The sequence below is a fragment of the Rhodoferax sp. LS1R11 genome, assembly GCF_056521395.1.
On the sequence record NZ_JBWMAW010000007.1, the window covers coordinates 136,379 to 157,858 of the forward strand.

Annotated in this window: 25 protein-coding genes; 15 read left to right on the forward strand and 10 right to left on the reverse strand. The window is 62.7% G+C overall.

The genetic code is table 11. The features are described from left to right. Window positions 1–62: 62 nt before the first annotated feature. Entirely contained in the window at window positions 63–674 is a 612-nt protein-coding gene (locus AC097N_RS10765; protein ID WP_479581009.1) for a type IV toxin-antitoxin system AbiEi family antitoxin domain-containing protein, read from the reverse strand. Between AC097N_RS10765 and AC097N_RS10770 the strand changes: the two genes are divergently transcribed. Next, window positions 673–987 (forward strand): hypothetical protein, encoded by a 315-nt coding sequence (locus AC097N_RS10770; protein WP_479581010.1) that lies wholly within the window; start codon window positions 673–675, stop codon window positions 985–987. The two genes, AC097N_RS10765 and AC097N_RS10770, sit on opposite strands and share 2 nt — an antisense overlap. Before the next feature lie 60 nt (window positions 988–1,047). Here AC097N_RS10770 and AC097N_RS10775 read toward each other — a convergent pair whose 3' ends face one another. From AC097N_RS10775 to AC097N_RS10785, 3 genes are all read right to left on the reverse strand, one after another. Then, window positions 1,048–2,445 (reverse strand): coniferyl aldehyde dehydrogenase, encoded by a 1,398-nt coding sequence (locus AC097N_RS10775; protein WP_479581011.1) that lies wholly within the window; start codon window positions 2,443–2,445, stop codon window positions 1,048–1,050. Further along, window positions 2,442–3,197: a class II aldolase/adducin family protein gene (locus AC097N_RS10780; RefSeq protein ID WP_479581012.1), complete on the reverse strand. Its 756-nt coding sequence runs from the start codon at window positions 3,195–3,197 to the stop codon at window positions 2,442–2,444. The genes AC097N_RS10775 and AC097N_RS10780 overlap by 4 nt, the downstream gene beginning before the upstream one ends. A gap of 214 nt (window positions 3,198–3,411) precedes the next feature. Then, on the reverse strand, window positions 3,412–3,990 hold the full coding sequence (locus AC097N_RS10785; protein WP_479581013.1) for an NADPH-dependent FMN reductase: 579 nt from the start codon (window positions 3,988–3,990) through the stop codon (window positions 3,412–3,414). Between the two features lie 93 nt (window positions 3,991–4,083). On the opposite strand from AC097N_RS10785, the gene mnmG reads away from it, so the two are divergent. The 14 genes from mnmG (at window position 4,084) to AC097N_RS10855 (ending at window position 15,845) form a co-directional block, all read left to right on the forward strand. Continuing rightward, a complete protein-coding gene (gene mnmG / locus AC097N_RS10790) occupies window positions 4,084–6,114 on the forward strand; it encodes a tRNA uridine-5-carboxymethylaminomethyl(34) synthesis enzyme MnmG (RefSeq protein WP_479581014.1) in 2,031 nt (676 codons plus the stop codon). After that, entirely contained in the window at window positions 6,114–6,776 is a 663-nt protein-coding gene (gene rsmG, locus AC097N_RS10795) for a 16S rRNA (guanine(527)-N(7))-methyltransferase RsmG (RefSeq protein ID WP_479581015.1), read from the forward strand. The genes mnmG and rsmG overlap by 1 nt, the downstream gene beginning before the upstream one ends. A gap of 475 nt (window positions 6,777–7,251) precedes the next feature. Continuing rightward, window positions 7,252–7,866: a LysE family transporter gene (locus AC097N_RS10800; protein WP_479581016.1), complete on the forward strand. Its 615-nt coding sequence runs from the start codon at window positions 7,252–7,254 to the stop codon at window positions 7,864–7,866. An 80-nt stretch (window positions 7,867–7,946) separates the two neighbouring features. Then, entirely contained in the window at window positions 7,947–8,732 is a 786-nt protein-coding gene (locus AC097N_RS10805; RefSeq protein ID WP_479581017.1) for a ParA family protein, read from the forward strand. A gap of 58 nt (window positions 8,733–8,790) precedes the next feature. Next, window positions 8,791–9,363, forward strand: a complete 573-nt coding sequence (locus AC097N_RS10810) for an RBBP9/YdeN family alpha/beta hydrolase (protein WP_479581018.1) — start codon at window positions 8,791–8,793, stop codon at window positions 9,361–9,363. A 40-nt stretch (window positions 9,364–9,403) separates the two neighbouring features. Further along, window positions 9,404–10,345 carry a ParB/RepB/Spo0J family partition protein gene (locus tag AC097N_RS10815; protein ID WP_479581019.1) on the forward strand — a complete coding sequence of 314 codons (942 nt, stop codon included), beginning with the start codon at window positions 9,404–9,406 and terminating at the stop codon, window positions 10,343–10,345. 19 nt (window positions 10,346–10,364) lie between these two features. Continuing rightward, on the forward strand, window positions 10,365–11,144 hold the full coding sequence (locus AC097N_RS10820; protein WP_479581020.1) for a class I SAM-dependent methyltransferase: 780 nt from the start codon (window positions 10,365–10,367) through the stop codon (window positions 11,142–11,144). Between the two features lie 26 nt (window positions 11,145–11,170). After that, a complete protein-coding gene (locus tag AC097N_RS10825) occupies window positions 11,171–11,917 on the forward strand; it encodes an HD-GYP domain-containing protein (RefSeq protein WP_479581021.1) in 747 nt (248 codons plus the stop codon). Window positions 11,918–11,979: 62 nt separating this feature from the next. After that, window positions 11,980–12,273 carry a YciI family protein gene (locus AC097N_RS10830; protein ID WP_479581022.1) on the forward strand — a complete coding sequence of 98 codons (294 nt, stop codon included), beginning with the start codon at window positions 11,980–11,982 and terminating at the stop codon, window positions 12,271–12,273. A 255-nt stretch (window positions 12,274–12,528) separates the two neighbouring features. Continuing rightward, window positions 12,529–12,765: a hypothetical protein gene (locus tag AC097N_RS10835; RefSeq protein WP_479581023.1), complete on the forward strand. Its 237-nt coding sequence runs from the start codon at window positions 12,529–12,531 to the stop codon at window positions 12,763–12,765. A 269-nt stretch (window positions 12,766–13,034) separates the two neighbouring features. Further along, on the forward strand, window positions 13,035–13,481 hold the full coding sequence (locus AC097N_RS10840) for a helix-turn-helix transcriptional regulator (protein WP_479581024.1): 447 nt from the start codon (window positions 13,035–13,037) through the stop codon (window positions 13,479–13,481). Next, the gene (locus AC097N_RS10845) at window positions 13,478–14,737 is read left to right on the forward strand and encodes a type II toxin-antitoxin system HipA family toxin (protein WP_479581025.1); all 1,260 of its coding nucleotides are present in this window, start codon (window positions 13,478–13,480) and stop codon (window positions 14,735–14,737) included. Before AC097N_RS10840 ends, AC097N_RS10845 begins: the two co-directional genes overlap by 4 nt. A 192-nt stretch (window positions 14,738–14,929) precedes the next feature. Continuing rightward, complete coding sequence (locus tag AC097N_RS10850; RefSeq protein ID WP_479581026.1) at window positions 14,930–15,577, forward strand: dihydrofolate reductase family protein; 648 nt, start codon at window positions 14,930–14,932, stop codon at window positions 15,575–15,577. A 79-nt stretch (window positions 15,578–15,656) separates the two neighbouring features. Continuing rightward, a complete protein-coding gene (locus AC097N_RS10855; RefSeq protein ID WP_479581027.1) occupies window positions 15,657–15,845 on the forward strand; it encodes an antitoxin in 189 nt (62 codons plus the stop codon). Here the strand turns inward: AC097N_RS10855 and AC097N_RS10860 are convergent. From AC097N_RS10860 to AC097N_RS10885, 6 genes are read right to left on the reverse strand one after another with little or no spacing between them, the layout of a single operon-like run. Then, the gene (locus tag AC097N_RS10860) at window positions 15,835–17,262 is read right to left on the reverse strand and encodes an FAD-binding oxidoreductase (protein ID WP_479581028.1); all 1,428 of its coding nucleotides are present in this window, start codon (window positions 17,260–17,262) and stop codon (window positions 15,835–15,837) included. The genes AC097N_RS10855 and AC097N_RS10860 overlap by 11 nt on opposite strands. Window positions 17,263–17,308: 46 nt before the next feature. Next, window positions 17,309–18,007 (reverse strand): TIGR02466 family protein, encoded by a 699-nt coding sequence (locus AC097N_RS10865; protein WP_479581029.1) that lies wholly within the window; start codon window positions 18,005–18,007, stop codon window positions 17,309–17,311. After that, a complete protein-coding gene (locus tag AC097N_RS10870; protein WP_479581030.1) occupies window positions 18,004–18,678 on the reverse strand; it encodes a nucleotidyltransferase family protein in 675 nt (224 codons plus the stop codon). The genes AC097N_RS10865 and AC097N_RS10870 overlap by 4 nt, the downstream gene beginning before the upstream one ends. A 53-nt stretch (window positions 18,679–18,731) precedes the next feature. Beyond that, complete coding sequence (locus AC097N_RS10875) at window positions 18,732–19,904, reverse strand: VWA domain-containing protein (RefSeq protein WP_479581031.1); 1,173 nt, start codon at window positions 19,902–19,904, stop codon at window positions 18,732–18,734. A 3-nt stretch (window positions 19,905–19,907) separates the two neighbouring features. Continuing rightward, window positions 19,908–20,846 carry an AAA family ATPase gene (locus tag AC097N_RS10880; protein WP_479581032.1) on the reverse strand — a complete coding sequence of 313 codons (939 nt, stop codon included), beginning with the start codon at window positions 20,844–20,846 and terminating at the stop codon, window positions 19,908–19,910. A 2-nt stretch (window positions 20,847–20,848) separates the two neighbouring features. Continuing rightward, the gene (locus AC097N_RS10885) at window positions 20,849–21,472 is read right to left on the reverse strand and encodes a CoxG family protein (RefSeq protein ID WP_479581033.1); all 624 of its coding nucleotides are present in this window, start codon (window positions 21,470–21,472) and stop codon (window positions 20,849–20,851) included. Between the last annotated feature and the right edge of the window lie 8 nt (window positions 21,473–21,480).

Consider the following 21,480-nt stretch of genomic DNA (forward strand, 5'->3'; position numbering starts at 1 on the left):
CCTGAGTGTTGAAGGTTTGGTCTAGCGGGTGCGCACTGATGCCGCTACATTTTTGGGCAGGTTCATGGTTTGGCTCCCAGTGCTTCCATGTAGGGTCGCATCACATTGGCGACCCGGCAAATTTGCGCATAGCGCCACAGTTCGTCCATGCTGACGCGCCGTTGTGACCAGGCTTCGTTGAGCGCTTCCAGTGCCACATCCAGGCCGATTTTGTTGCGAAACTTGAAACAATCGGCCACCGTTTTAGCCACCCCAAACACCCGCACGCTGACGCCCGCCACGTCCACTACCTCAATGCCCGCTGTCATGGCGTCGCCAGACATGTGCACCACCCGCAGCGGCGGATAGGTGAGCTTGGGCGGGTGCGCTTTATGAGGGATGGCCAGCCAGATGTCAGAGGACTGCTGGGTGGTCAGCTCCAGCAAACGTAGCGCGGAGATCAGACACACCACGCCTTGCCCACTCTTGGCTGCAACTTCGGCCAATGCGCCGTGCTCAGACAGTGGCCGGTCTGGCAGGGTGTACAGCCCCCGCCCGAGTTTGGACAGCGCGCCTTCGCGTACCAGTTGTGCCAGCGTGACCCGCGACTGGCCCGCTGCACATACATCCCGCGTGCGTAGCATGCCCTTGCTGCGGGCGAGCGTGAGAATGGGGTGTTGAGGATCGAACGGCATGGGTCCAGTTTATACAAAAATGCGGCATAAATTATTAAATGCCGATGTTTTGTATTTTTACCTGCTGATAAAAACCATTTCGTTGCCTTCACCCAAATGGTTTTCACAGGGCACCGGGCGCATCAGATACGGCGGCGAGCAGGCGGAAATGGACAACGCGCTGCATCAGCAATGCGGGCAGCTCGGTCGCGGTGACTCGGGTTACTTTGATGCCCGTTTTGATGATCGGACGGTCCAGGCTGATGAGTACATCGCCCTTGGCAAGCGCGGAGGCCGCATGGGCTTCTGTGGCGTCGGGTGTTCTGTTTTATAGGTGTTTTAGGCCTCTAGCCCCCGTAAAACATGCGGTAGTAGCTATACAAATAATAGCAATTTACTTCGTCAAAAAATCCAGGTATTTCGTCGCAAATTTCCCATACGGCGGCCACAGGAATTTCACCGCACTCCAGCTGGCCTGGTAAAACACCGGGCGCATTTTGGAGAAGGTGTTGAAGCCTTCATGCCCGTGGTAGTGGCCCATGCCGCTGTCGCCCACGCCACCAAAAGGCAGGTCGTGCTGGCCGACGTGGAACAGGGCGTCGTTGACGCTCACGCCGCCGGACATGACGCGGTCCAGCAGCATCTGGATGACGGTGCTGTCATTGCTGAAAGGGTAGAGCGCCAAAGGACGTGGGCCGTGGTTGATGGCCTGGATGGGTTCTTCGAGCGTGCGGTATTCGAGCACCGGCAGGATCGGGCCGAAGATCTCGCGCGTGAGCAAGATGCTGTTGGCTGGCGCGTTGAGCACCAGGTGGGGGGCGATCTTGCGGGTGCGGGCGTCCCACGGTTTGCCGGGCAGCAGCTGCACCAGGGTGGCACCGTCAGCCTGCGCTGCTTCCAGCGCACTGGTGAGCCGGTGAAAGGCCTTCTCGTCGATGATGGCGGTGTAGTCGGGTGAGTCCAGTTGCGGGTAGCGCGCCGGCACGATGGTTTTGGCGGCGGCCACGAATTCGGCGGTTTTGCCTTGGGGCAGGTACACGTAATCCACCGTGGTGCAAATCTGCCCGGCATTGAGCAGTTTTACAAACAGCAGGCGCTCGGCCGCCTTGTGCAGCGGGTAGTCGTCGCAGACGATGGCGGGTGACTTGCCCCCCAGCTCCAGCGTGACCGGGCACAGGTTTTGTGCTGCAGCCGCCATGACGGCGCGACCGGTCTGGCCTGAGCCGGTGAACAGCAGGTGGTCGAATTTGAGTTTCGAAAACTCTACACCTACACCGCCTGTTTCGTCGAAGAACGCGAGCTTGTCCCGGGGGAAATAGGCAGGCATTTTGTCGATCAGAAACCGGGCGAGGTGGCGGGAGTTTTCGGACATCTTCACCATGGCGCGGTTGCCGGCGGCGAAGATGGAGGTGAGCGGAATCAGGCTCAGGTTGATCGGAAAGTTCCACGGCACGATGCACCCGACCACGCCCAGCGGCTGCGGGATGACGCGGTTTTTGGCGCCCAGAAAATTGCGCAGATCAATGCCGCGCCGCTCGGGCTTCATCCACTGTTTGAGGTGCTTGAGCGTGTGTTCAATGCCGTCAATGGCCGGAAAAATTTCGGTGAACAGGGTCTCGTGCGATGAGCGGCTGCCGTAGTCGGCGTTGACCGCGGCGACCAGGCCGTCCCGGTTTTCCCGAATGAAGGTTTGCAGCTTGCGCAGATCGGCCCGGCGCTCGGCCAGCGTGGGGACGGGGTGCGCAAAATAGGCCGCCCGCTGCAACTCGAGGGTGGATGCCAGGTCGTTCATGTGGCGTAGCCGGGGTTGGTCCTGTCCAGCTTGCGCAGCAACGCAGGCCAGGCCAGCGCGGCGCCCATGCCAGCGGTGGCCACCTTCATGACGCTGCCAATACCGGCCACGATTTGGGGGTTGACGTGGGTCAACTCACCGCCCGCCTGGGCGTCGATCTGGATGCGGCAGGTGTTCTCAAAGGTGTACATCGCCAAAAAGGCGGTGGGAATGTCTTTGCCCACGGTGAGCAGGCCGTGGTTGCGCAGCATCAGGTAGTTGGCATCGCCCAGGTCGGCCTGCAGGCGCGGTTTTTCGGCGTCGTTCAGGGCCACGCCCTCGTAGTCATGGTAAGCCAGTGAGCCCAGCACAAAGGTCGATTGCTGGCTGATGGGCAGCACGCCGCATCGCTGGGCGCTGACCGCAATACCAGCGCGGGTGTGGGTGTGCAGCACGCAACCGGCGTCTTCGCGCACCTGGTGGATGCAGCTGTGGATGGTGAAACCGGCCGGGTTGACGGGGAAGGGCGAGTCGCTGAGTTTGTTGCAGTCCTGGTCGATCTTGACCAGGCTGGAGGCCGTGATTTCGTCAAACATCAGGCCGTAGGGGTTGATCAGAAAATGGTGTTCGGGGCCTGGAATGCGGGCCGACACATGGGTGAAGACCAGGTCGCTCCAGCCGTAGGCGGCCACCAGCCGGTAGCAGGCAGCCAGGTCGCAACGCAATTGCCACTCTTCGGCGCTGACCTGGTCTTTGAGGGAAGGGATGTTCATGGACGGCTCCAAAAAATGAGGTGCAGGCACGATGCCGGAAGTTCAACGGTGAAAGCGTAGGCGCAAGCAGACGGTTTGGCTGTCCAAAATTGGACAGTCAAGGGTTTTCACCGAGGCCCATGGCGCCGACGAGAACCGCCACGGGCCTTGTCATCACGAGGCGCTATTAAAATAATAGCTACTTCCGCCCGGTGTACCTGGGCTGGAGCCCGATTTAGTCCATAAAACGCTGGCCAGCCCACAAGACCTGGTCCACCACCGCTTGTACCGACTTCAGCTGGGCCTCGCTTTGCAGCTGGCCTTGTGCGTCAAACGCCTGCGCGGCATGGGCCAGTGCAAACTGCTTGGGCGCCACCCAACACTTCAGGTTGAGCAGCAGCGGCGCCAGGTGGCTCAAGGACCGCAAACCGCCCAAGCCACCGGGCGAGGCGCTGAGCAGGCCCACCACCTTGCCCTCATACGAGCGGGTGCCCTGGCTCCACACCGGGTCGCCCTTGACGGGGCTGGAGGCCCAGTCGATGGTGTTCTTGAGCAGGGCGGTGTAGCTGCCGTTGTATTCGGGCGAGCAGATGATCCAGGCCGGGTGCTCGAACATCAGCTGCTTGAGCCGCATCACGTCGGGCGGGGTGCCCTGTGCTTCGAGGTCGGCGTTGTATATAGGGATGTCCAGGCTGGCCAGTTCGAGGTGCGTGACCTCGGCGCCAGCGGCCCGGGCGAGGGCACTGGCCACGGTGGCGAGTTGGTGGTTGAAGGAGTTTTGGCGGGTGCTGCCAGCAAAGACGAGTAGTTTCATGCAGGGCATTGTGCCCCTGCAGGTCGCTAAATTGGGAGGTGCCCGGTAAAATCAGGGCCTTTCTTCCCCGCTCCTCTACCGGTCCACACAGCCATGCTTTATCCACAGAATTTCGACGTCATCGTTGTTGGCGGCGGCCACGCCGGTACCGAGGCTGCCCTGGCTTCGGCCCGCATGGGGTGCAAAACCCTGCTGCTCAGCCACAACATCGAAACCCTGGGGCAGATGAGCTGCAACCCTTCCATTGGCGGCATTGGCAAGGGTCATCTGGTCAAGGAGGTGGACGCCCTGGGTGGCGCCATGGCCCTGGCCACGGACGAGGGGGGCATCCAGTTCCGCATTCTCAACTCCAGCAAAGGCCCGGCCGTGCGGGCCACCCGCGCCCAGGCCGACCGCGTGCTCTACAAAGCGGCGATTCGTCGCATGCTGGAGAACCAGCCCAACCTGTGGCTGTTCCAGCAGGCGGTGGACGACCTGATGGTGGAAGGCGACCGGGTGGTGGGTGCGGTCACGCAGGTCGGCATCCGCTTCCGTGCCAAGACCGTGGTGCTGACGGCGGGGACGTTTCTGGACGGCAAAATTCATGTGGGCTTGAACAACTACGCGGCTGGCCGGGCAGGGGACCCGCCTGCGGTGAGCCTGAGCGCACGTTTGAAAGAACTCAAACTGCCGCAGGGCCGCCTCAAAACCGGCACGCCGCCGCGCCTGGATGGCCGCACCATTGACTTCAGCAAATGCACCGAGCAGCCCGGTGACGGCATGCCCGGCGGCATGAGCCCGGCCATGCCGGTGTTCAGCTTCATGGGCCGGGTGGCGCAGCATCCGCCGCAAATGTCGTGCTGGATGACGCACACCAACGAGCGCACACACGAGATCATTCGCAGCGGTTTTGACCGCAGCCCCATGTTCACCGGCAAGATCGAGGGCGTGGGCCCGCGTTATTGCCCGAGTGTGGAAGACAAGATCAACCGCTTTGCCGACAAGGACAGCCACCAGATTTTCCTGGAGCCTGAGGGCCTGACGACCCACGAGTACTACCCCAACGGCATCAGCACCAGCCTGCCGTTTGACATCCAGTACGAGCTGGTGCGCTCGATGGCCGGGCTGGAAAACGCCCACATCATCCGCCCCGGCTACGCGATTGAATACGACTACTTTGACCCGCAGCAGCTCAAGAGCAATTTTGAGACGCGGGCCATTGGCGGCCTGTTTTTTGCAGGCCAGATCAACGGCACCACGGGCTACGAAGAGGCGGCTGCCCAAGGCCTGTTTGCCGGTATCAACGCCGCATTGCAGGCAGGCGCCAAGACGGCCTGGCAGCAGGACACCTGGTTGCCGGGCCGTGACGAAGCCTACCTCGGCGTGCTGGTGGATGACCTGATCACCAAAGGCGTGACCGAACCGTACCGCATGTTCACCAGCCGCGCCGAGTTCCGGCTGCAGCTGCGTGAAGACAATGCCGACCTGCGCCTGACCGAAGTGGGGCGGCAACTGGGCCTGGTGGACGATGCGCGTTGGGCCGCTTTCAGCCGCAAGCGCGAAGCTGTTTCACGTGAAACAGAACGCCTGCGCTCGCTGTGGGTGAGCCCGAAGAACCTGGCGGTGGCGGAGGCCGAGCGCGTGCTGGGCAAGGCCGTGGAGCATGAATACAGCCTGTCTGATTTGCTGCGACGACCCGATGTGACCTACGCGGGCCTGATGTCTCTGAACGACGGCAAGTACGCGAGCACTGAGTTGGCGGCGGATGTTTCACGTGAAACATCCGATGCGACCTCGGCAGAAGCCGTCTTCAAAGCGGTGGTGATTGAGCAGGTGGAGATCACCGCCAAATACGCGGGCTACATCGACCGCCAAAAGGATGAGATTGGCCGGGCCGCCCACTATGAGCATCTGAAACTGCCGGAGGACCTGGACTATCTGCAGGTGTCGGCCATGAGCATTGAGGCCCGGCAGAAGCTGACCAAACACCGGCCGGAGACGCTGGGGATGGCCTCGCGCATCTCGGGCATCACCCCGGCCACGATTTCCTTGCTGCTGGTGCACCTGAAGAAAGGCAAGTTCAAGGGCTTTGCCACGGTCAAGGGTGGCGCCGAGGCGGCCGATGTGGATGGAGTGGCAGTCTGATGCGTGTATTGGAAAATGAACTGCGCCAGGGCCTGAGCGACCTGGCTTTGCCGCTGGATGACCTTCAAGTCACTCATCTGCTGGACTACCTGGAGCTGATCCAGAAGTGGACCAAGGTCTACAACCTGACCGCCGTGCGGGACCCGGCGGAGATGCTGACGCACCATTTGCTGGACAGCCTGGCGGTGATTGCACCGCTGCGCTGCCAGTTGGCGGTCTTGTCGGAAGCTTCTGTTGCGCTTAAGAAAACCCGGTTGCTGGACGTTGGCTCCGGCGCTGGTTTGCCCGGTGTGGTGATCGCCATTTGCTGCCCCGATGTGGCGGTGGACTGTGTGGACACGGTGGCCAAGAAGGCGGCTTTCATCAAACAGGTGGCAGCGACCTTGCGTTTGCCGAACCTGCGCGGTTTGCACGCCCGGGTGGAAAACCTGACCGAGAAATACGACGTGGTCAGTTCGCGGGCCTTTGCCTCGCTGGTGGACTTCACCAATTGGTCGGCGGCGGCGCTGGCTGAGCAGGGGGTCTGGATGGCCATGAAGGGCAAGCACCCGGCCGATGAACTCGCCGTGTTGCCTGCATCGGTGCAAGTGTTTCACGTGGAACAACTGGTGGTGCCGGGGTTGGGGGCGGAGCGTTGTATTGTTTGGTTGAAGCGGGTTTAACTTAGCTTCTTCCCCCACTCACTCCCCCAGCCCCTCTCTCGCCCCGCCGGGCGAAAGAGGGGAGCCTCATTTGGTTGTTGGTGTCCTGAGGGGGAAATACTGGGGAAGGTTGCCCTACATTTTTTAGCGGCAAGAGGTCGGGGGTCGAGTTCCGAGCGCCGGGAGGGTGACCCGTGCTCGGTGCAATGGGATATGACGGGTATGACGCTTTTGGATTTTTCGTGAAGCCTGCGCTGGGTAGCGCGGGTAAGTGAGCCAAAAGACTGGGCCAACTCTCGTATCAAAACTCAGCCCCTGACCTCTAAGCGCGCCAGCCCCTCAAGCAACCGTCCCCGATATTTCCAGCCCCGGCGCGGGGGGTCAAATAAGGCCCCCCTCTTCCGCCCAGCGGGGCGGGAGAGGGGCTGGGGGCGTGAGTGGGGAGTCCAAAAAAACGTAACGTAAACTAAACCCCCACCCACCAGGAAAAATCCCCATGTTCGGCATAGTCGACTTCGGCGCTTTTGTCATCGCCTTCATCATCCTGCTCTTCATCCCCGGCCCAGGCAACCTGGCCATCATCACGTCCACCACCAAGGGTGGTTTGCGCGGTGGTCTGGCGGCGACCTTGGGTTTGATGGCGGGTGACCAGGTGTTGATGTGGCTGGCGGTGGCCGGTGTGGCGGCCGTGCTGGCGGCGTATCCCACGGCCTTTCATGCGGTGCAGTGGCTGGGTGCCGCCTACCTGGCGTGGCTGGGGTTCAAGATGCTGACGGCCAAGCCCGGTGCTGCGCCCATTCTCAACATCAAGCCGCATCACTATTTTCAGCAGGCCTTGACCATCACGGTGCTCAACCCCAAGGCTATCGTTTTCTACATGGCGTTCTTCCCACTCTTCATCGATCCCAAGCAGCACCAGGGCATGGTGACGTTTGGGGTGATGGCCGTGACGGTGGCGGCCCTGGCTTTTGTTTATTGTTTCTCCGTGGTGCTGTTGACGCACTTTCTGGCCGAGCGCTTGCGGGCCAACCCGATGATCTCGCGCGTGCTGGAAAAACTGGCTGGGGTGTTCCTCATCGGGTTTGGCGTCAAGCTGGCGCTCACGCGTTAAGCGGGTCAAAGCACAGACCACACTGTTTCACGTGAAACATCATCTCGCTCTTTTCTCCTTTTCTCTCAGGTAAGCATCCCATGGCCAAAATTTTCTGTGTTGCCAATCAAAAGGGTGGTGTTGGCAAGACCACCACCACCGTCAATCTGGCGGCTGGCCTGGCCAAGGTGGGGCAGCGGGTGCTGATGATTGACCTCGACCCGCAGGGCAATGCCACCATGGGCTCGGGCGTGGACAAGCGCAAGCTGGAGCTCACCGTTTACGACGTGTTGCTCGAATCCGCCTCGGTGGCCGAAGCCCGCGTGCAAAGCGAGAAGCTGATCAAGGGCGGCTGCGGCTATGACATTCTGGGCGCCAACCGCGAACTCGCCGGGGCCGAGGTCGAAATGGTGGACCTGGAGCGCCGTGAAAAACGGCTCAAGCAGGCGCTGGCTGAAGTTGCGCAGGACTACGACTTTATTTTGATCGATTGCCCGCCGTCGCTGTCGATGTTGACCCTCAACGGCCTGTGTTGTGCGAACGGCGTGATCGTGCCGATGCAGTGCGAGTACTTTGCGCTGGAGGGGCTGACCGACCTGGTCAACACCATCAAACAGGTGCATGCCAACCTGAACAAGGACTTGTCCATCATCGGCCTGCTGCGCGTCATGTTCGACCCCCGCATCACTCTGCAGCAGCAGGTGAGCGAGCAGCTCAAGGGCCACTTTGGCGACAAGGTGTTCAACACCGTGATTCCGCGCAACGTGCGGCTGGCCGAAGCGCCCAGCTACGGCGTGCCGGGCGTGGTGTTTGACCCGTCCAGCAAGGGCGCGCAGGCGTTTGTGACCTTTGCCCAGGAAATGGTCGACCGCATCGAGAAAATGTGATGAAAACAGCCTCTGGCGCACGCCCACCGTGCGGTAGTAGCTATCAAAACAGTAGCAAATGAAATCCTCCAACGTCCTCATCCTCCCCGGCTGGCAAAACTCCGGGCCTGACCACTGGCAAAGCCGCTGGGAAGCGACGCACGGCTACACACGGGTGGAGCAGCACGACTGGATGCGCCCGCTGCGTGGTGACTGGATTTCGCGCCTGGAAGACGTGCTGCTGGGCTGCGACGAACCCGCCGTGCTGGTGGCCCACAGCCTGGGCTGCCTGCTGGTGGCCGCCTGGGCCTCGCACTCGCGCAACACCCACCGCGTCAAAGCGGCCTTGCTGGTGGCGCCGGGCGATGCCGAGCGCGAAGCGTTGCGCCCGGTGCTCACCAGCTGGTCGCCCATTCCTCAGAACCGGCTGCCCTTCAAGAGCGTGCTGGTGGGCAGCAGCAATGACCCCTATTGCAGTCTGGCGCGCGTCCAGGGTTTTGCCGGGGCCTGGGGCGCGGACTTCATCAATCTCGGCCCACACGGCCACATCAACGGCGAATCGGGCCTGGGCGACTGGCCCCAAGGGCACGCGTTGCTCGAACCTCTGAAGGCAGCGCCCGGCGCTGTCCCATCCAGCCCGCCAAGCCGATAAGGCCCATCAAGCCCTTAAAGCATCAGCAAGGAACAACGACATGGTCACCAAAAAACCCAAAGGCCTCGGCCGCGGACTCGAAGCACTGCTTGGCCCCACCTTCAATGAAGACGCCTCGGCCGAAGCCGCTGCCGCAGCGGCCGCCAACCCGGGCCTGCCCACGGTGCTGATGCTCACCGAGATGGTGGCGGGGCAGTACCAGCCGCGCACCCGCATGGACGAGGGCGCCCTGTACGAGCTGGCCGAGTCCATCAAGGCGCAGGGCATCATGCAGCCGATCCTGGTGCGCCAGTTGAAAGATGGCGAGAACCTGGGCAAGTACGAAATCATTGCGGGTGAGCGGCGTTTTCGCGCGGCCAAGCTCGCCGGTCTGGACCAGGTGCCCGTGCTGGTGCGCGACGTGCCCAACGAGGCCGCCGCCGCCATGGCGCTGATCGAGAACATCCAGCGCGAAGACCTCAACCCGCTCGAAGAAGCCCAGGGCCTGAGTCGCCTGGTCAAGGAGTTTGGCCTCACGCACGAGCAAGCCGCCCAGGCCGTGGGGCGCTCGCGCAGTGCCGCCAGCAACCTGCTGCGCCTGCTCAACCTGGCCGACCCGGTGCAAACCATGCTGATGGCGGGCGACCTCGACATGGGCCACGCCCGTGCGCTGCTGGCGCTGGACCGTGCGACGCAGATCACCGCGGCCAACCAGATCAGCGCCAAAACCCTGTCGGTGCGCGAGGCGGAAAGCCTGGTGAAGAAACTCAGCGCCGAGTTCTCGCTGGTCTCCACCAAGCCCAAAAAAGAAAAGTCGCGCGACATGAAGCGCGTGGAAGAAGAGCTGTCAGACCTGCTCATGGCGCAGGTTGACGTGCGCGTCAAGAAGCGCGTCAAGCGGGCAGGGCGCATGGAAGAGATGGGCGAGATCAGCATCCAGTTCGGCTCGCTCGATGAACTCAACGGCCTGATCGACAAACTCACCCGCGCCGCCACGCGTTAACGCCAAACAGTCTCAGGACATGTTTGCGCGTCTGCTCTGGCCCCTGCCTGCCTTGCTCGCCTGGGGTGGCGCCTGGGCCCTTTTTGGCGGCTTGCAGGGCGCCGGGCTGTCGCCTTTTGTTGCGCTCGCCATCGCCACCGCGCTGGGCGTTGGTTTGAGTGTGCTGGCGGGCACCTGGTGGCGCCGCGCCATCATCGGCCTGGGCTTTCCGTTGTCGCTGTTTCTCTCGGGCGCGGCCACGCTGCCAGCCTGGGCCTGGCTGCTGCCACTGGTGCTGCTGTTGCTGATTTACCCCCTGAATGCCTGGCGTGATGCGCCGTTGTTCCCCACGCCCGCGCATGCCCTGCGTGAGCTGGCTGCCCAGGCGCCCTTGCCTGAGGGTGCCCTGGTGCTGGACGCCGGTTGCGGCCTGGGCGATGGACTGAAAGCCCTGCGCGAGGCCTACCCGGCCGCCCGGCTGCAGGGGCTGGAGTGGAGCTGGCCCCTGCGTGCCCTGTGCGCCCTGCGCTGTCCCTGGGCCCGCATCCGCCAGGGCGACATCTGGCGCGCCGACTGGCGCCCCTACGCCATGGTGTATTTGTTCCAGCGCCCCGAGAGCATGCAGCGCGCGGTGGACAAGGCGGGTGCCGAGTTGCAGCTAGGCGCCTGGCTGGCGAGCCTTGAATTTGAAGCCGCGGCGCTTGAGCCCCAAGCCACCCTGCGTTGCCCCGATGGCCGCCCGGTGTGGCTGTACCAGGCGCCGTTTCAGGTTCGTCCATCGCCTAAACTGACGGATGACAGAAGACCGGACAAGCATTAAAGAGATCTGACCATGGGAGGCCCATTTTGAATTCACCTGACAACCGCCCCAAAGAGAATGCCGACACGGTGCGCGCTGTCATGGCCGTGGCGGTGTTTGCCATGGCCTCGCTGGCTGAAACCCGTGATTCCGACACCGGCAACCACATTCTGCGCATCCAGCATTACGTCAAAACGCTGGCCCAGCGCCTCACCGACCACCCCCGGTTTGCGTCCGTGCTGACGCCGCCGTATATCGACATCCTGTTCCAGTCGGCACCCTTGTATGACATGGGCACCATCGGCATTCCGGACCGCATTCTGCTCAAGCCCAGCCGCCTGACCACGGCCGAGTTTGCCATCATGAAGACCCACACCACGCTGGCGCACGACGCCATCGTGCACGCCGAAAAAACCCTGGGCTACCGCGCCGAGCTGCTGCAGACCCTGAAAGACCTGGCCTATTGCCACCAGGAAAAATGGGACGGCAGCGGCTACCCGCAAGGCCTGGTTGGCGAGCAGATTCCGGTGTCCGCGCGCCTGATGGCGATTGCCGATGTGTATGACGCGCTCATCAGCAACAAAGTCTACAAAGACGGTGTGCCGCACGACCAGGCCGTGGCCATCATCTTCCAGAACCGGGGCGCGCATTTCGACCCCGACATGGTGGACGCCTTCATCGAAATCCAGGACGAATTCCTCGCCATCGCCCAGCGCTTTGCCGACACCGACCAGGACATGCAAAAGAAGATCGAGTACATGGCCAACGCGATTGCGGAGCAGGCGGAGCTTTGAGGCGGATGATCCCCTAAACCGCAAACACCTGCGGATTCCGCAGCGCCACACAAGGAAAAACCATGCGTTTCGTCGCCATTTTTCAGGACTCACCAGAGATGCTTGCGGTGCGCCGAGAGCGGGAAACCCTGCACCTTGCGTACCTTCGCAAACACCAAAGCGAGATTCTGATTGGCGGTGGTTTGCGCGAGGAAGCGGGTGCTGCGTTTGTGGGTGGCTTGTGGGTTTTGGAGGTCGAGTCACGGGAGCGCGCGGTGACGCTGATTGAAAACGACCCTTACTTTGTCCCCACGTGCCGCACCTACCAACTCCTCGTCTGGGGCAAGGCGCTGCTTGAAGTGGCGGCGGTGCTGTGACTGACACCATGTCGAGGGATTTCCAGACGGCGTGATCCGGACGGTTTATATGAAAACAGGCTGTAGCCCGCGTCCTACGTGCGGGAGTAGCTATCAAACCTATAGCTTAAAAATCTTCCCCGGGTTCAGGATGTTCGTCGGGTCTCGCGCGCGTTTAATGCGGTGCGCATCGAGTTCGCCCTGAACAGGCCGAAACCGATTCAGCAGCGCATACTGTGGGGGCATTTTTTGCGGCCTACCCCGAAGGAGATAGACATGGACGAAGACGGTGAAACCAATGTATGGCTCATCGCACTCAAGTTACTGTTGATTGCGGCGGCGCTGATCGGTGCGGTGGGCTTGGCACTCTGGTTGGCCAGCCAAATGCCGGCGTCCTCGCCCGCGTTGGAGGCGGCCCAGCAAGCAGTGCAGGAGAAAAATGGCAACTCCGGCACCAGTTCATCCCTTGGCAAGTCGTGGGGCATTGCCAAAGACTCGCCCATTCGCAAGTAGGCCAACAGGGCTGTAACTTGCATTGCTTTTGACAGTGGCTGGTGCGTACCCCATAGGGGCCGAAGGCCAAGATCAAAACGGGCTGTAGCCGGCGTCCCACGCGCGGGTGTAGCTATCAAACCTATAGCGTAAAAACCTTCCCCAGGTTCATGAAGTTCTTCAGGTCGAGCGCGCACTTGAAGGTGCGCATCATGTCTACGGCACTCACACCAGTTTCAATAATTTATTCATAGAGTTGCAAAAATTTGCCACATAAATAAAATCTATGAATGCCAAAGCAAAATACCAAGCCAACAGACTACCCGCAAGCCGTCATCCAGCAGATTGAACTGCTGGCGCAAAACATCGTTTTGGCGCGCAAACGGCGCAGCGAAACACAAGCGCAGTGGGCCAAAAAATTGGGGGTGTCCCAGCCCACCATGGCCCGTATTGAGCGCGGTGACCCCTCGGTGGCCATGGTGTCCTACGTGATGTGCATGTGGCTGATCAACCAGGCCGCTGGGTTGGCCGACCTCGTTGCGCCGCAAAACGACCACGCCTCACTGGAGCGTGAGGTGGCGAAAATCCGTTCCCGTGGCCTGGCCCCTACGTCAGTTTCATCAGTTTCATCCGCTTCGTCAGCAAAACCCGGGCGCAGCCCTGCTGGCGCCAGCCATGAAAGAACCGCTGCGGGCCTGGCGGCGCTGTTGTCCAAAGTGGAGCTGAAATCCAAATGAATGCCCATGGTGTTGACCCCCGCACCTATGTGCCGCAAGACAAGCTGTATGTCTGGGCACTCGTGGACCCGTCCAACCCAACGCTGGTTGGCGAGGTCGGTCTGTCTCAATTGGTGAGCGACTGCGCCACGTTTGCCTATGCACCCGGGTGGTGGAATTTTCCTTTGAGTGAAGATTTGCCGGTCATGGCGGGCCAGGTGTTCAGTGCCGGCGAGCGCGGCAGCGCACCGGGTGCGCTGGACGATGCGCGGCCGGACCGCTGGGGGGAGCGCATCATTCGCCACGTGGACCGGCCCGCCCGACTGTCGATTCTGGAAATGCTGCTGTTCGCAGGAAATGACCGTTTCGGCGCACTCGGCATTTCGGTCTCTGCTGAGCACTACATTCCGCGCTATGTGGACGCTTATCCGGAACTGAAAGACCTGGGCCAGCTCGCCCGGGCCATTGAGGATCTCCAGTTGCAGGCCCCCATCACGCCCGAGATGGCGCGATTGCTTCAGCCGGGTGTGACGCTGGGTGGCGCACGACCCAAAGCCCTGCTGCAAACCCCGGAGGGCGCCTGTGTGATCAAGTTCAGCGAGCTGGATGACCCGGTCGATACGCCCCTCATCGAGCACGCCACCATGACCCTGGCCGCAATAGTCGGCATCAACGTGGCCGCCACGGCGGTGCTTGCGCTGCCGCAGCGCCATCGCAAGGTGCGCCACGCCTTGACGATCCAGCGGTTTGACCGGCTGGGCGACTACCGCTTGCATTGCCTGTCCGCCAAAACGGTGCTGGCCGCGGCGGGCCTGCGCGCGAGCTACAGCGCGCTGGCGACCATTTTGCTGCGCCTGGGCCATCCCGACCGGCAGCAGGCGATGCGCGAAGAGCTGTTCCGGCGCATGGTGTTCAACATCCTCATGGACAACACCGACGACCACGAGCGCAACCATTGCGTGCGCCTGGGCTTTGACGGTTACTACGAGCTGGCTCCGGCGTTTGATGTGGTGCCCAGCCTGCAGAACTTGGGCTACCAGGCCTTGTCCGTGGGGGCCGCAGGGGCAGAGTCGACGCTGGAGAATGCCCTGTCAGAACTCAGCGAGTTCGGCCTGAAAAGGCCGCGTGCGATGGAGCTGACTCAAGCGGTGGCCCGCACGGTGGCGCAGTGGGCGCGTCATTTCACGCAGCAGGGCGTGTGCCCGGCGGACATGGCGCTGCTGGAGGCCAGCATCGACCGGGACGCATTGAAATTCCAGCGGCAGGCGTACTGCTGAGGGCTGTAGCCCGCGTCCAACATGCGGGAGTAGCTATTAAAACTATAGCGTAAAAATCTTCCCCGGGTTTCATGGAAAATTCATAACTGTATATTTGCACAGCGTATCCAGTGCAAGCCACTTTTGTGAGAATTGAAGGCCCAGAATAATCACAGGCCATCTTTCGTAGTCACTCACCCCCCGAGGAACACCATGTCCAAGCTTCGTGTAGAAAGTTTCACCATCTCACTCGACGGTTTCGGCGCTGGCCCAGACCAGGACATCAGCAACCCACTGGGCGTGGGCGGCACCTCGCTTCATGGCTGGGCCTTGCCCACCCGAACGTTTCAGAAGAACTTGTTCGGTAACGATGGCGGAGAAACGGGCGTTGATGATGACTTTGCCGCTCGAGGCTTTCAGAATATGGGGGCTTGGATTCTCGGCAGGAACATGTTCGGGCCGGTTCGCGGACCCTGGCCAGACGAGAGCTGGCGGGGTTGGTGGGGCGAGAATCCTGTCTATCACGTCCCCGTGTTCGTGCTGACCCACTACGCGCGCGCGCCGCTGGTCATGGAAGGAGGAACAACCTTCCACTTCGTGACAGAAGGCATTGCCGCCGCCCTGGCGCGAGCGCGCGAAGCGGCCGAAGGCAAGGATGTTCGCGTTGGCGGCGGCGTCAATGTCATTCAACAATATCTTCGCCAACGCCTGATCGACGAGATGCACATCGCTATTGCGCCGGTCCTGCTTGGCGCTGGAGAAAGACTCTTCGAAGGAATAAATCTTCCTGCTTTGGGCTACGCCTGCACCAGGCACCAAAGCACGCCACTTGCCACGCACGTGGTTCTTACTCGGCAGTGACCACGGTGACGCCCATTCGCATCATCTCGGCACGCAAGGCGACCAAGCGCGAAAGCGCGTTCTATCGAGGTGGACAACCATGAAAGCTGAATACGATCTTTCCAAACTCAAGTCCCGCAAGAACCCCTACGCGTCCAAACTGTTTAACGAGTTGCTCGCCACGGACACGCAGTTGCTGCGTCCGTCGTCGAAATCCGAGGAATTTATACAAAATCAGCCTGCAGCCCCCGTCTCACCTGCGAGAGCAGCTATCAAACCTATAGCGTAAAAATCTTCCCCGGGTTCATGATGTTCTTCGGGTCCAGCGCGCGTTTGATGGTGCGCATCATGTCCACGGCGCCGACACCGGCTTCGGTCACCAGAAAGTCCATCTTGTGCAGGCCAATGCCGTGCTCGCCGCTGCAGGTGCCTTCCAGGCGCAGGGCGCGGGCAACCAGGGCGTGGTTGAGGGTCTCGGCCAGCTCGCGTTCTTCGGGTTTGTCGGGGTCGATCAGGTAACCGAAGTGAAAGTTGCCGTCGCCCACGTGGCCGACCAGAAAATAGGGGATGCCGCTGGCGTCGGCCTCGGCCACCGAGTCCAGCAGGCAGTCGGCCAGGCGGGAGATGGGCACGCAGGTGTCGGTGGAGATGGCGCGGCAACCGGGTTTGCTCTGGATGGCGGCAAAGTAGGCGTTGTGCCGGGCGGTCCACAGGCGGGTGCGTTCCTCGGGCGTGGTGGCCCATTCGAAGGCGTTGCCTTCAAACTCCGAGGCAATCTCCTGCACCCCTTCGGCCTGCTCCTTGACGCCCGCCGGTGAGCCGTGAAACTCCATCAGCAACAGCGGTTCTTCGCGCAAGCCCAGCTTGGCGTAGGTGTTGACCATGCGCACCGTGTTGCCGTCAATCAGCTCCACGCGCGCAATCGGAATGCCCATCTGGATGATCTGGATGGTGGTGCGCACCGCGGCCTCGATGCTGGGGAACGAGCAGATGGCCGCCGAAATCGCTTCGGGCAGGGGATAGAGCTTGACGGTCACCTCGGTGATCACGCCCAGCGTGCCTTCGCTGCCCACCATCAGGCGTGTCAGGTCGTAACCGGCGGATGATTTTTTGGCGCGGGTGCCGGTGCGGATGACTTCGCCGCTGGCCGTGACCACTTCCAGCGCCAGCACGTTTTCTCGCATGGTGCCGTAGCGCACGGCGTTGGTGCCGCTGGCGCGTGTGGCGCTCATGCCGCCCAGGGTGGCGTCGGCGCCGGGGTCAATCGGGAAAAAGAGGCCGGTGGACTTGACGGCTTCGTTGAGCTGCTTGCGGGTGACGCCGGGCTGCACGGTCACCGTCAGGTCTTCGGCGTTGATGCTGAGCACCTGGTTCATGCGGCTCACGTCGATGCTGATGCCGCCTTGCACGGCCAGCAAATGGCCCTCCAGCGACGAGCCCACGCCAAAGGGAATGACCGGCACGCTGTACTCGCTGGCCAGCTTCACGGCGTCGGCCACGTCCTGCGTGCTTTCGGCAAACACCACGGCACTGGGCGGTGGCACGGGGGCAAAGGCCGACTCGTCACGCCCATGCTGCTCACGCACCACGAGGGCAGTGGAGCAGCGCTCGGCAAAGCGGGTTTTCAGGGCGTCGATCAGGGCGGGGGGCACCTCGCGCTGGTGAATTTCAGGGGCCAGGTGCGAGGGTGGGATGGGTGCGTTCATGGGGGGTTCTCCAACGTCAGAAACGCATTATCAACAACGGCTTGGCTTATGTCCCGGCGTACCTGAAAAGCTGGTCCCCGCCCGGTGCGCGAATTTGCGCATTGAAGGACACGATGATGCGCTCGCGCTCGCCCACATAAGGCATGGCCTTGTGCGGCAGAAAGGCCGGGAACAGCACCAGCTCGCCTTCCTGCGGCGCCACGTCCAGCGTGGCCTGCTGCAGCCAGGCGTTGCCCATGTCGATGTGTGCGCCGCCCAGCAGCGGAAACATGGGGCTGTAAAAGCGCGTGGCCCCGTTGAGTTCACCAAACTGCGGGTTGTTAATGCGTTGCTTGGTGGGGTCCACCTGCACGTAATACACGCCGGACCAGGAGCAGTTGCCGTGCGTGTGCACGTCGTGAAACGAGGCCCCGTTCTGAATCTGGAACCAGACCCCCGTCAACTCCAGTTGCAGGCCGTGGCGGCCCCCGGGCCACACACTGGCATTGGCCTGTTGCGCCGTGGTTTGCAACGAGGCGGCAATGAACTGGAGCAGGGCGCCGAATTCGGGCAGGTCCACGCGCTGCATCAGGTCGTCAGCACTGGCGTAGAAGCTGCCTGCGGGCGCCTGCGCATCGGTCGCGCGCAGGGCCTTGAAGACACGGGCCAGGATGGGGTTGACCTCGACCGCGCGGTCAAAGTGGTGTCGGCCCATGGGCACGGGCCAATGGGTTTGAAACGCGTCCTCAGCACGGCCCGTCGTCATGCGGTGGTTTCAGCCGCGGGCAGTTCAAGCTTCCAGCCGGTGCGCTGCGCGAGTTGCTGCACGTCGTCCAGCGTGTCGAGGTCGGTCACAAAGCGGGTGTTGGTGGTCTTGTGCACAAACACCAGTTCGGGCTGGCGCTCGATCAGGTGGCGGCAACCCAGGTGGGTGTCGCTGGCCAGTATGTGCGCGCGGGCCACGTCGTCCAGCAAGATCGGGTTGCCGCGCTGGCCGCTCACCACGGGCACTACCACGTTGCCGCGGGGTCGTTTCTTGAAGGCGGAAATCAGCTCGGTCAAGTCGCCCGAGCCAATCAAGGGCTGGTCTGCCAGCACGATAAAGACCAGATCAAACTTGCCGTTCAGTGCCGCCAGACCCACGCGCACCGAGCCCTGCTGGCCGTCGGCATACGCCGGGTTGTAGGCCAGCGTGACCGGAAAGGCCTGCACCTGTGTTTCTACCGCCTCGCGGGCGTGGCCGGTGACGACCACCACCTCGTCCACCCCGGCGCCGCTCAGTGCAATCAGCTGGCGGTTGATGAGCGGCACGCCCTGCAGGCGAATCAGCGACTTGGCCACGCCGCCCATGCGCACCCCCTGACCGGCGGCCAGTACCACCGCGCCAATTTTGAGGCGGGGAAAGAGCCCGCCGCCCTGTTTCATCAAGCATCCCATGGTGGTTGTTCCTGCTCTTTTGTGTTGGATTGAAGGGGTGGATGGTCAAGCGCTCAGGCCAGCCAGTCGGCCAGCCTGGAGAGGCTCGCCAGATTGTGCGCCGGCATGAACCGCGTGACAAAGGGGGCCGCCAGTGCCATGGCCGCTGATTGCGGTGCCTGCACGGTGGGGTGCAGCCAGCACACCCGCGCGCCGCGTGCGCGCACCTGCGCCAGCACCTCGGCCAGGGCGGTGGGCTCGTCGGTGTCATAACCGTCGCTGAACACCATGAACAGGTCGCCGCGTGTGAGTGAGCGGTCCAGGTGCTGGTGCACGGCCTCACTCAGGCAGCTGGCAATGCGTGTGCCGCCGCCAAAGCCGAAGGTCACGGCGTTGACTTTTTCCTGCACCCGCTCGCTGCGCCGCTTCATGAGCGGCGTGACCTCGGCCAGCTGGGTGTGAAACACAAAGACCCGCGCGTCCATGACCTCGACAAACGCGCGGCTCAGCCGCAAAAAGAACTGGGCGTGCACTTCCATGGAGCGGCTCACGTCCACCAGCACCACCACCCGCGGTTGGCGGCGCTGGCGGCGCACGTGGTGCAGTTTCACCAGCTCTCCCCCGGTGGCGAGTGCCGCCCGCAGGGAGCGCCGCAGATGGATGGCGCCGCTCTCGCGGTGGCTTTGCCAGCGCCGCAGCAACTGAGCGCGCAGGCGGCGTTTGAGCGCCTCCACCAGTGGCTCGAAGCGGTCCATGTCGGCGGGCAGCCAGTCGGCAAAGTCGCGTTGCTCCAGCGGCGCGGTGCGGCTGGCGCCGCCCTGGGCACGTTGAGGCCCATCACCTGCCTCGGCCTCACCAGTGCCGGGCTGGTCCGCCATGCCGGTGGTGGGACGGGCTTGCGTGGGGGGCGCGTTGCCCATGTCGCTGTGCATCTGTTGCACCAGTTCAGGCAGGGAGCGTGCGCGCCGGGTCTGGCCTGAGCTTTTGCTTGTGCCCTTGACCTGGTGGGGAAACCAGAAGGCCTGGTGCAGGTCCGGGTACTTGCGCCACTGCGTGCGCCCGCCGCAGGCAATGGCGCGCCACAGGGCTTCGGTGCGGCTCCACTGCGCCAGCGGCAGGGCCGCGGCGGCGCGGGCCATCAGTTCCAGTTCCGCGTAGCCCAATGCGAAGCCGTGTTCGCGCAGGTAGTGGGCAAACTCGCCCAGGCGTTCTCGCGGGTCGGTCGCCGTGGCGGGCGTGGGGCTCACGGTTCAATGCCCTGACTTCATGGCGCCCGCCACGCCCGCATCCTGACCGACGCGGGGGCCTGCGGTCAGCTTGGCCACGCGCTCCGCCGTCACCTGCCAGCGGTCGTTGCGGGTTTTGAGCAAGGCGGCCAGTGACGGCATCAGTGTCTGCGTCTCGGCCGGTAGTTCGCCATGGCCTAGCTTGAACAGCACGCGCACCCAGTCCAGTGTTTCGGCCACGCCGGGCGTCTTGTCCAGGTCTTCCTTGCGCAGACGCTGCACAAAGGCCACGGCTTCTTCAATCAGCCGCGTTGCCGCCTCGGGCACCAGCGTGCGCACAATCTGCGTCTCGCGCGCCAGCGACGGAAAATCAACATAGTGAAACAGGCAGCGCCGACGCAGCGCGTCCGACAAATCGCGCGTGCCGTTGCTGGTGAGGATGACGAGGGGTTTGCTGCGCGCGGTCAGCGTACCAATCTCAGGAACGGTCACCTGGTACTCCGAGAGCATTTCCAGCAGGAAGGCCTCAAACGCTTCGTCGGCCCGGTCAATCTCGTCAATCAGCAGCACACAGGGCTCGGGCGCGCGAATGGCTTTGAGCAGCGGGCGCTCCAGCAGGAAGGCCTCGGAAAACAGGTTGTCGCGCAAGGCCGCACGGTCGCCCTGGCCCGCTTCGGCGAGCCGGATTTCCAGCAACTGGCGGCTGTAGTTCCACTCGTACACGGCCTGGCTCAGGTCCAGGCCTTCGTAGCACTGCAGCCGCAGTAAGGGGCGTCCCAGCGCCCGTGCGCAGGCGCTGGCCACGGCGGTCTTGCCGACACCAGCGGCCCCTTCAAGCAGGAGGGGCCGCTCCAGTGAGAGCCCCATCCAGATCAGGCTGGCGAGGTCTTCATCGGCGATGTAGCCCGCCTTGAACAGACGCTCACGCAGGCCGTCCGGGGTGGGCTGCTCAGGTGCCAACATGCTCAGTGCCTGGGCTTGCGGCCGAACAGGTTGGCCAAGAAGTCGCGTATCAGGGCCCACACCAGCCCCAAGGCGTTGAATTCCTTGGCCACCACCGGAGCCCGCACGGGCGGTGCTGCAGGTGAGCCGCCCAAGGCTTCGCCCGCCACAGGCGCCGTGGCCGAGGCGGCCTGCAACGCTTGTGCCTTTTGCGAAAACACGTCCGCAAACTGCAGCAGGATCATGTCGGACACCGAGGTCATCATGCGTCCGCCAAATTGTGCAAACTTGCCGTTGACGATGACTTCCGCATGGCCCACCAGCGTGCTGTGGCCGTTGTCCGCCGCCACCAGGTGGGCGGTGAGTTCCATCGATGCCGACGAGCCGCTTTTGTCGGCGCCCTTGCCCATCATCTTCAGGGTGCGGGTGGCCGGGTCCAGCGCGAGGATTTCAATGGTGCCGGCAAAGGCGGCCACCGCAGGCCCCACCTTCACTCGCACGCTGCCCTTGTAGTGCGTGGCGTCAATGTCCTCGGTGATCTGCGCGCCCGGCATGCAGGTGGCGAGTTCGTGCAGGTTGGAGAGGACCGACCAGCCGGCATCCAGCCCGGCCGCGACCGGGTAGGTTTTGTCTAAAACAACTTCCATGAATTCTT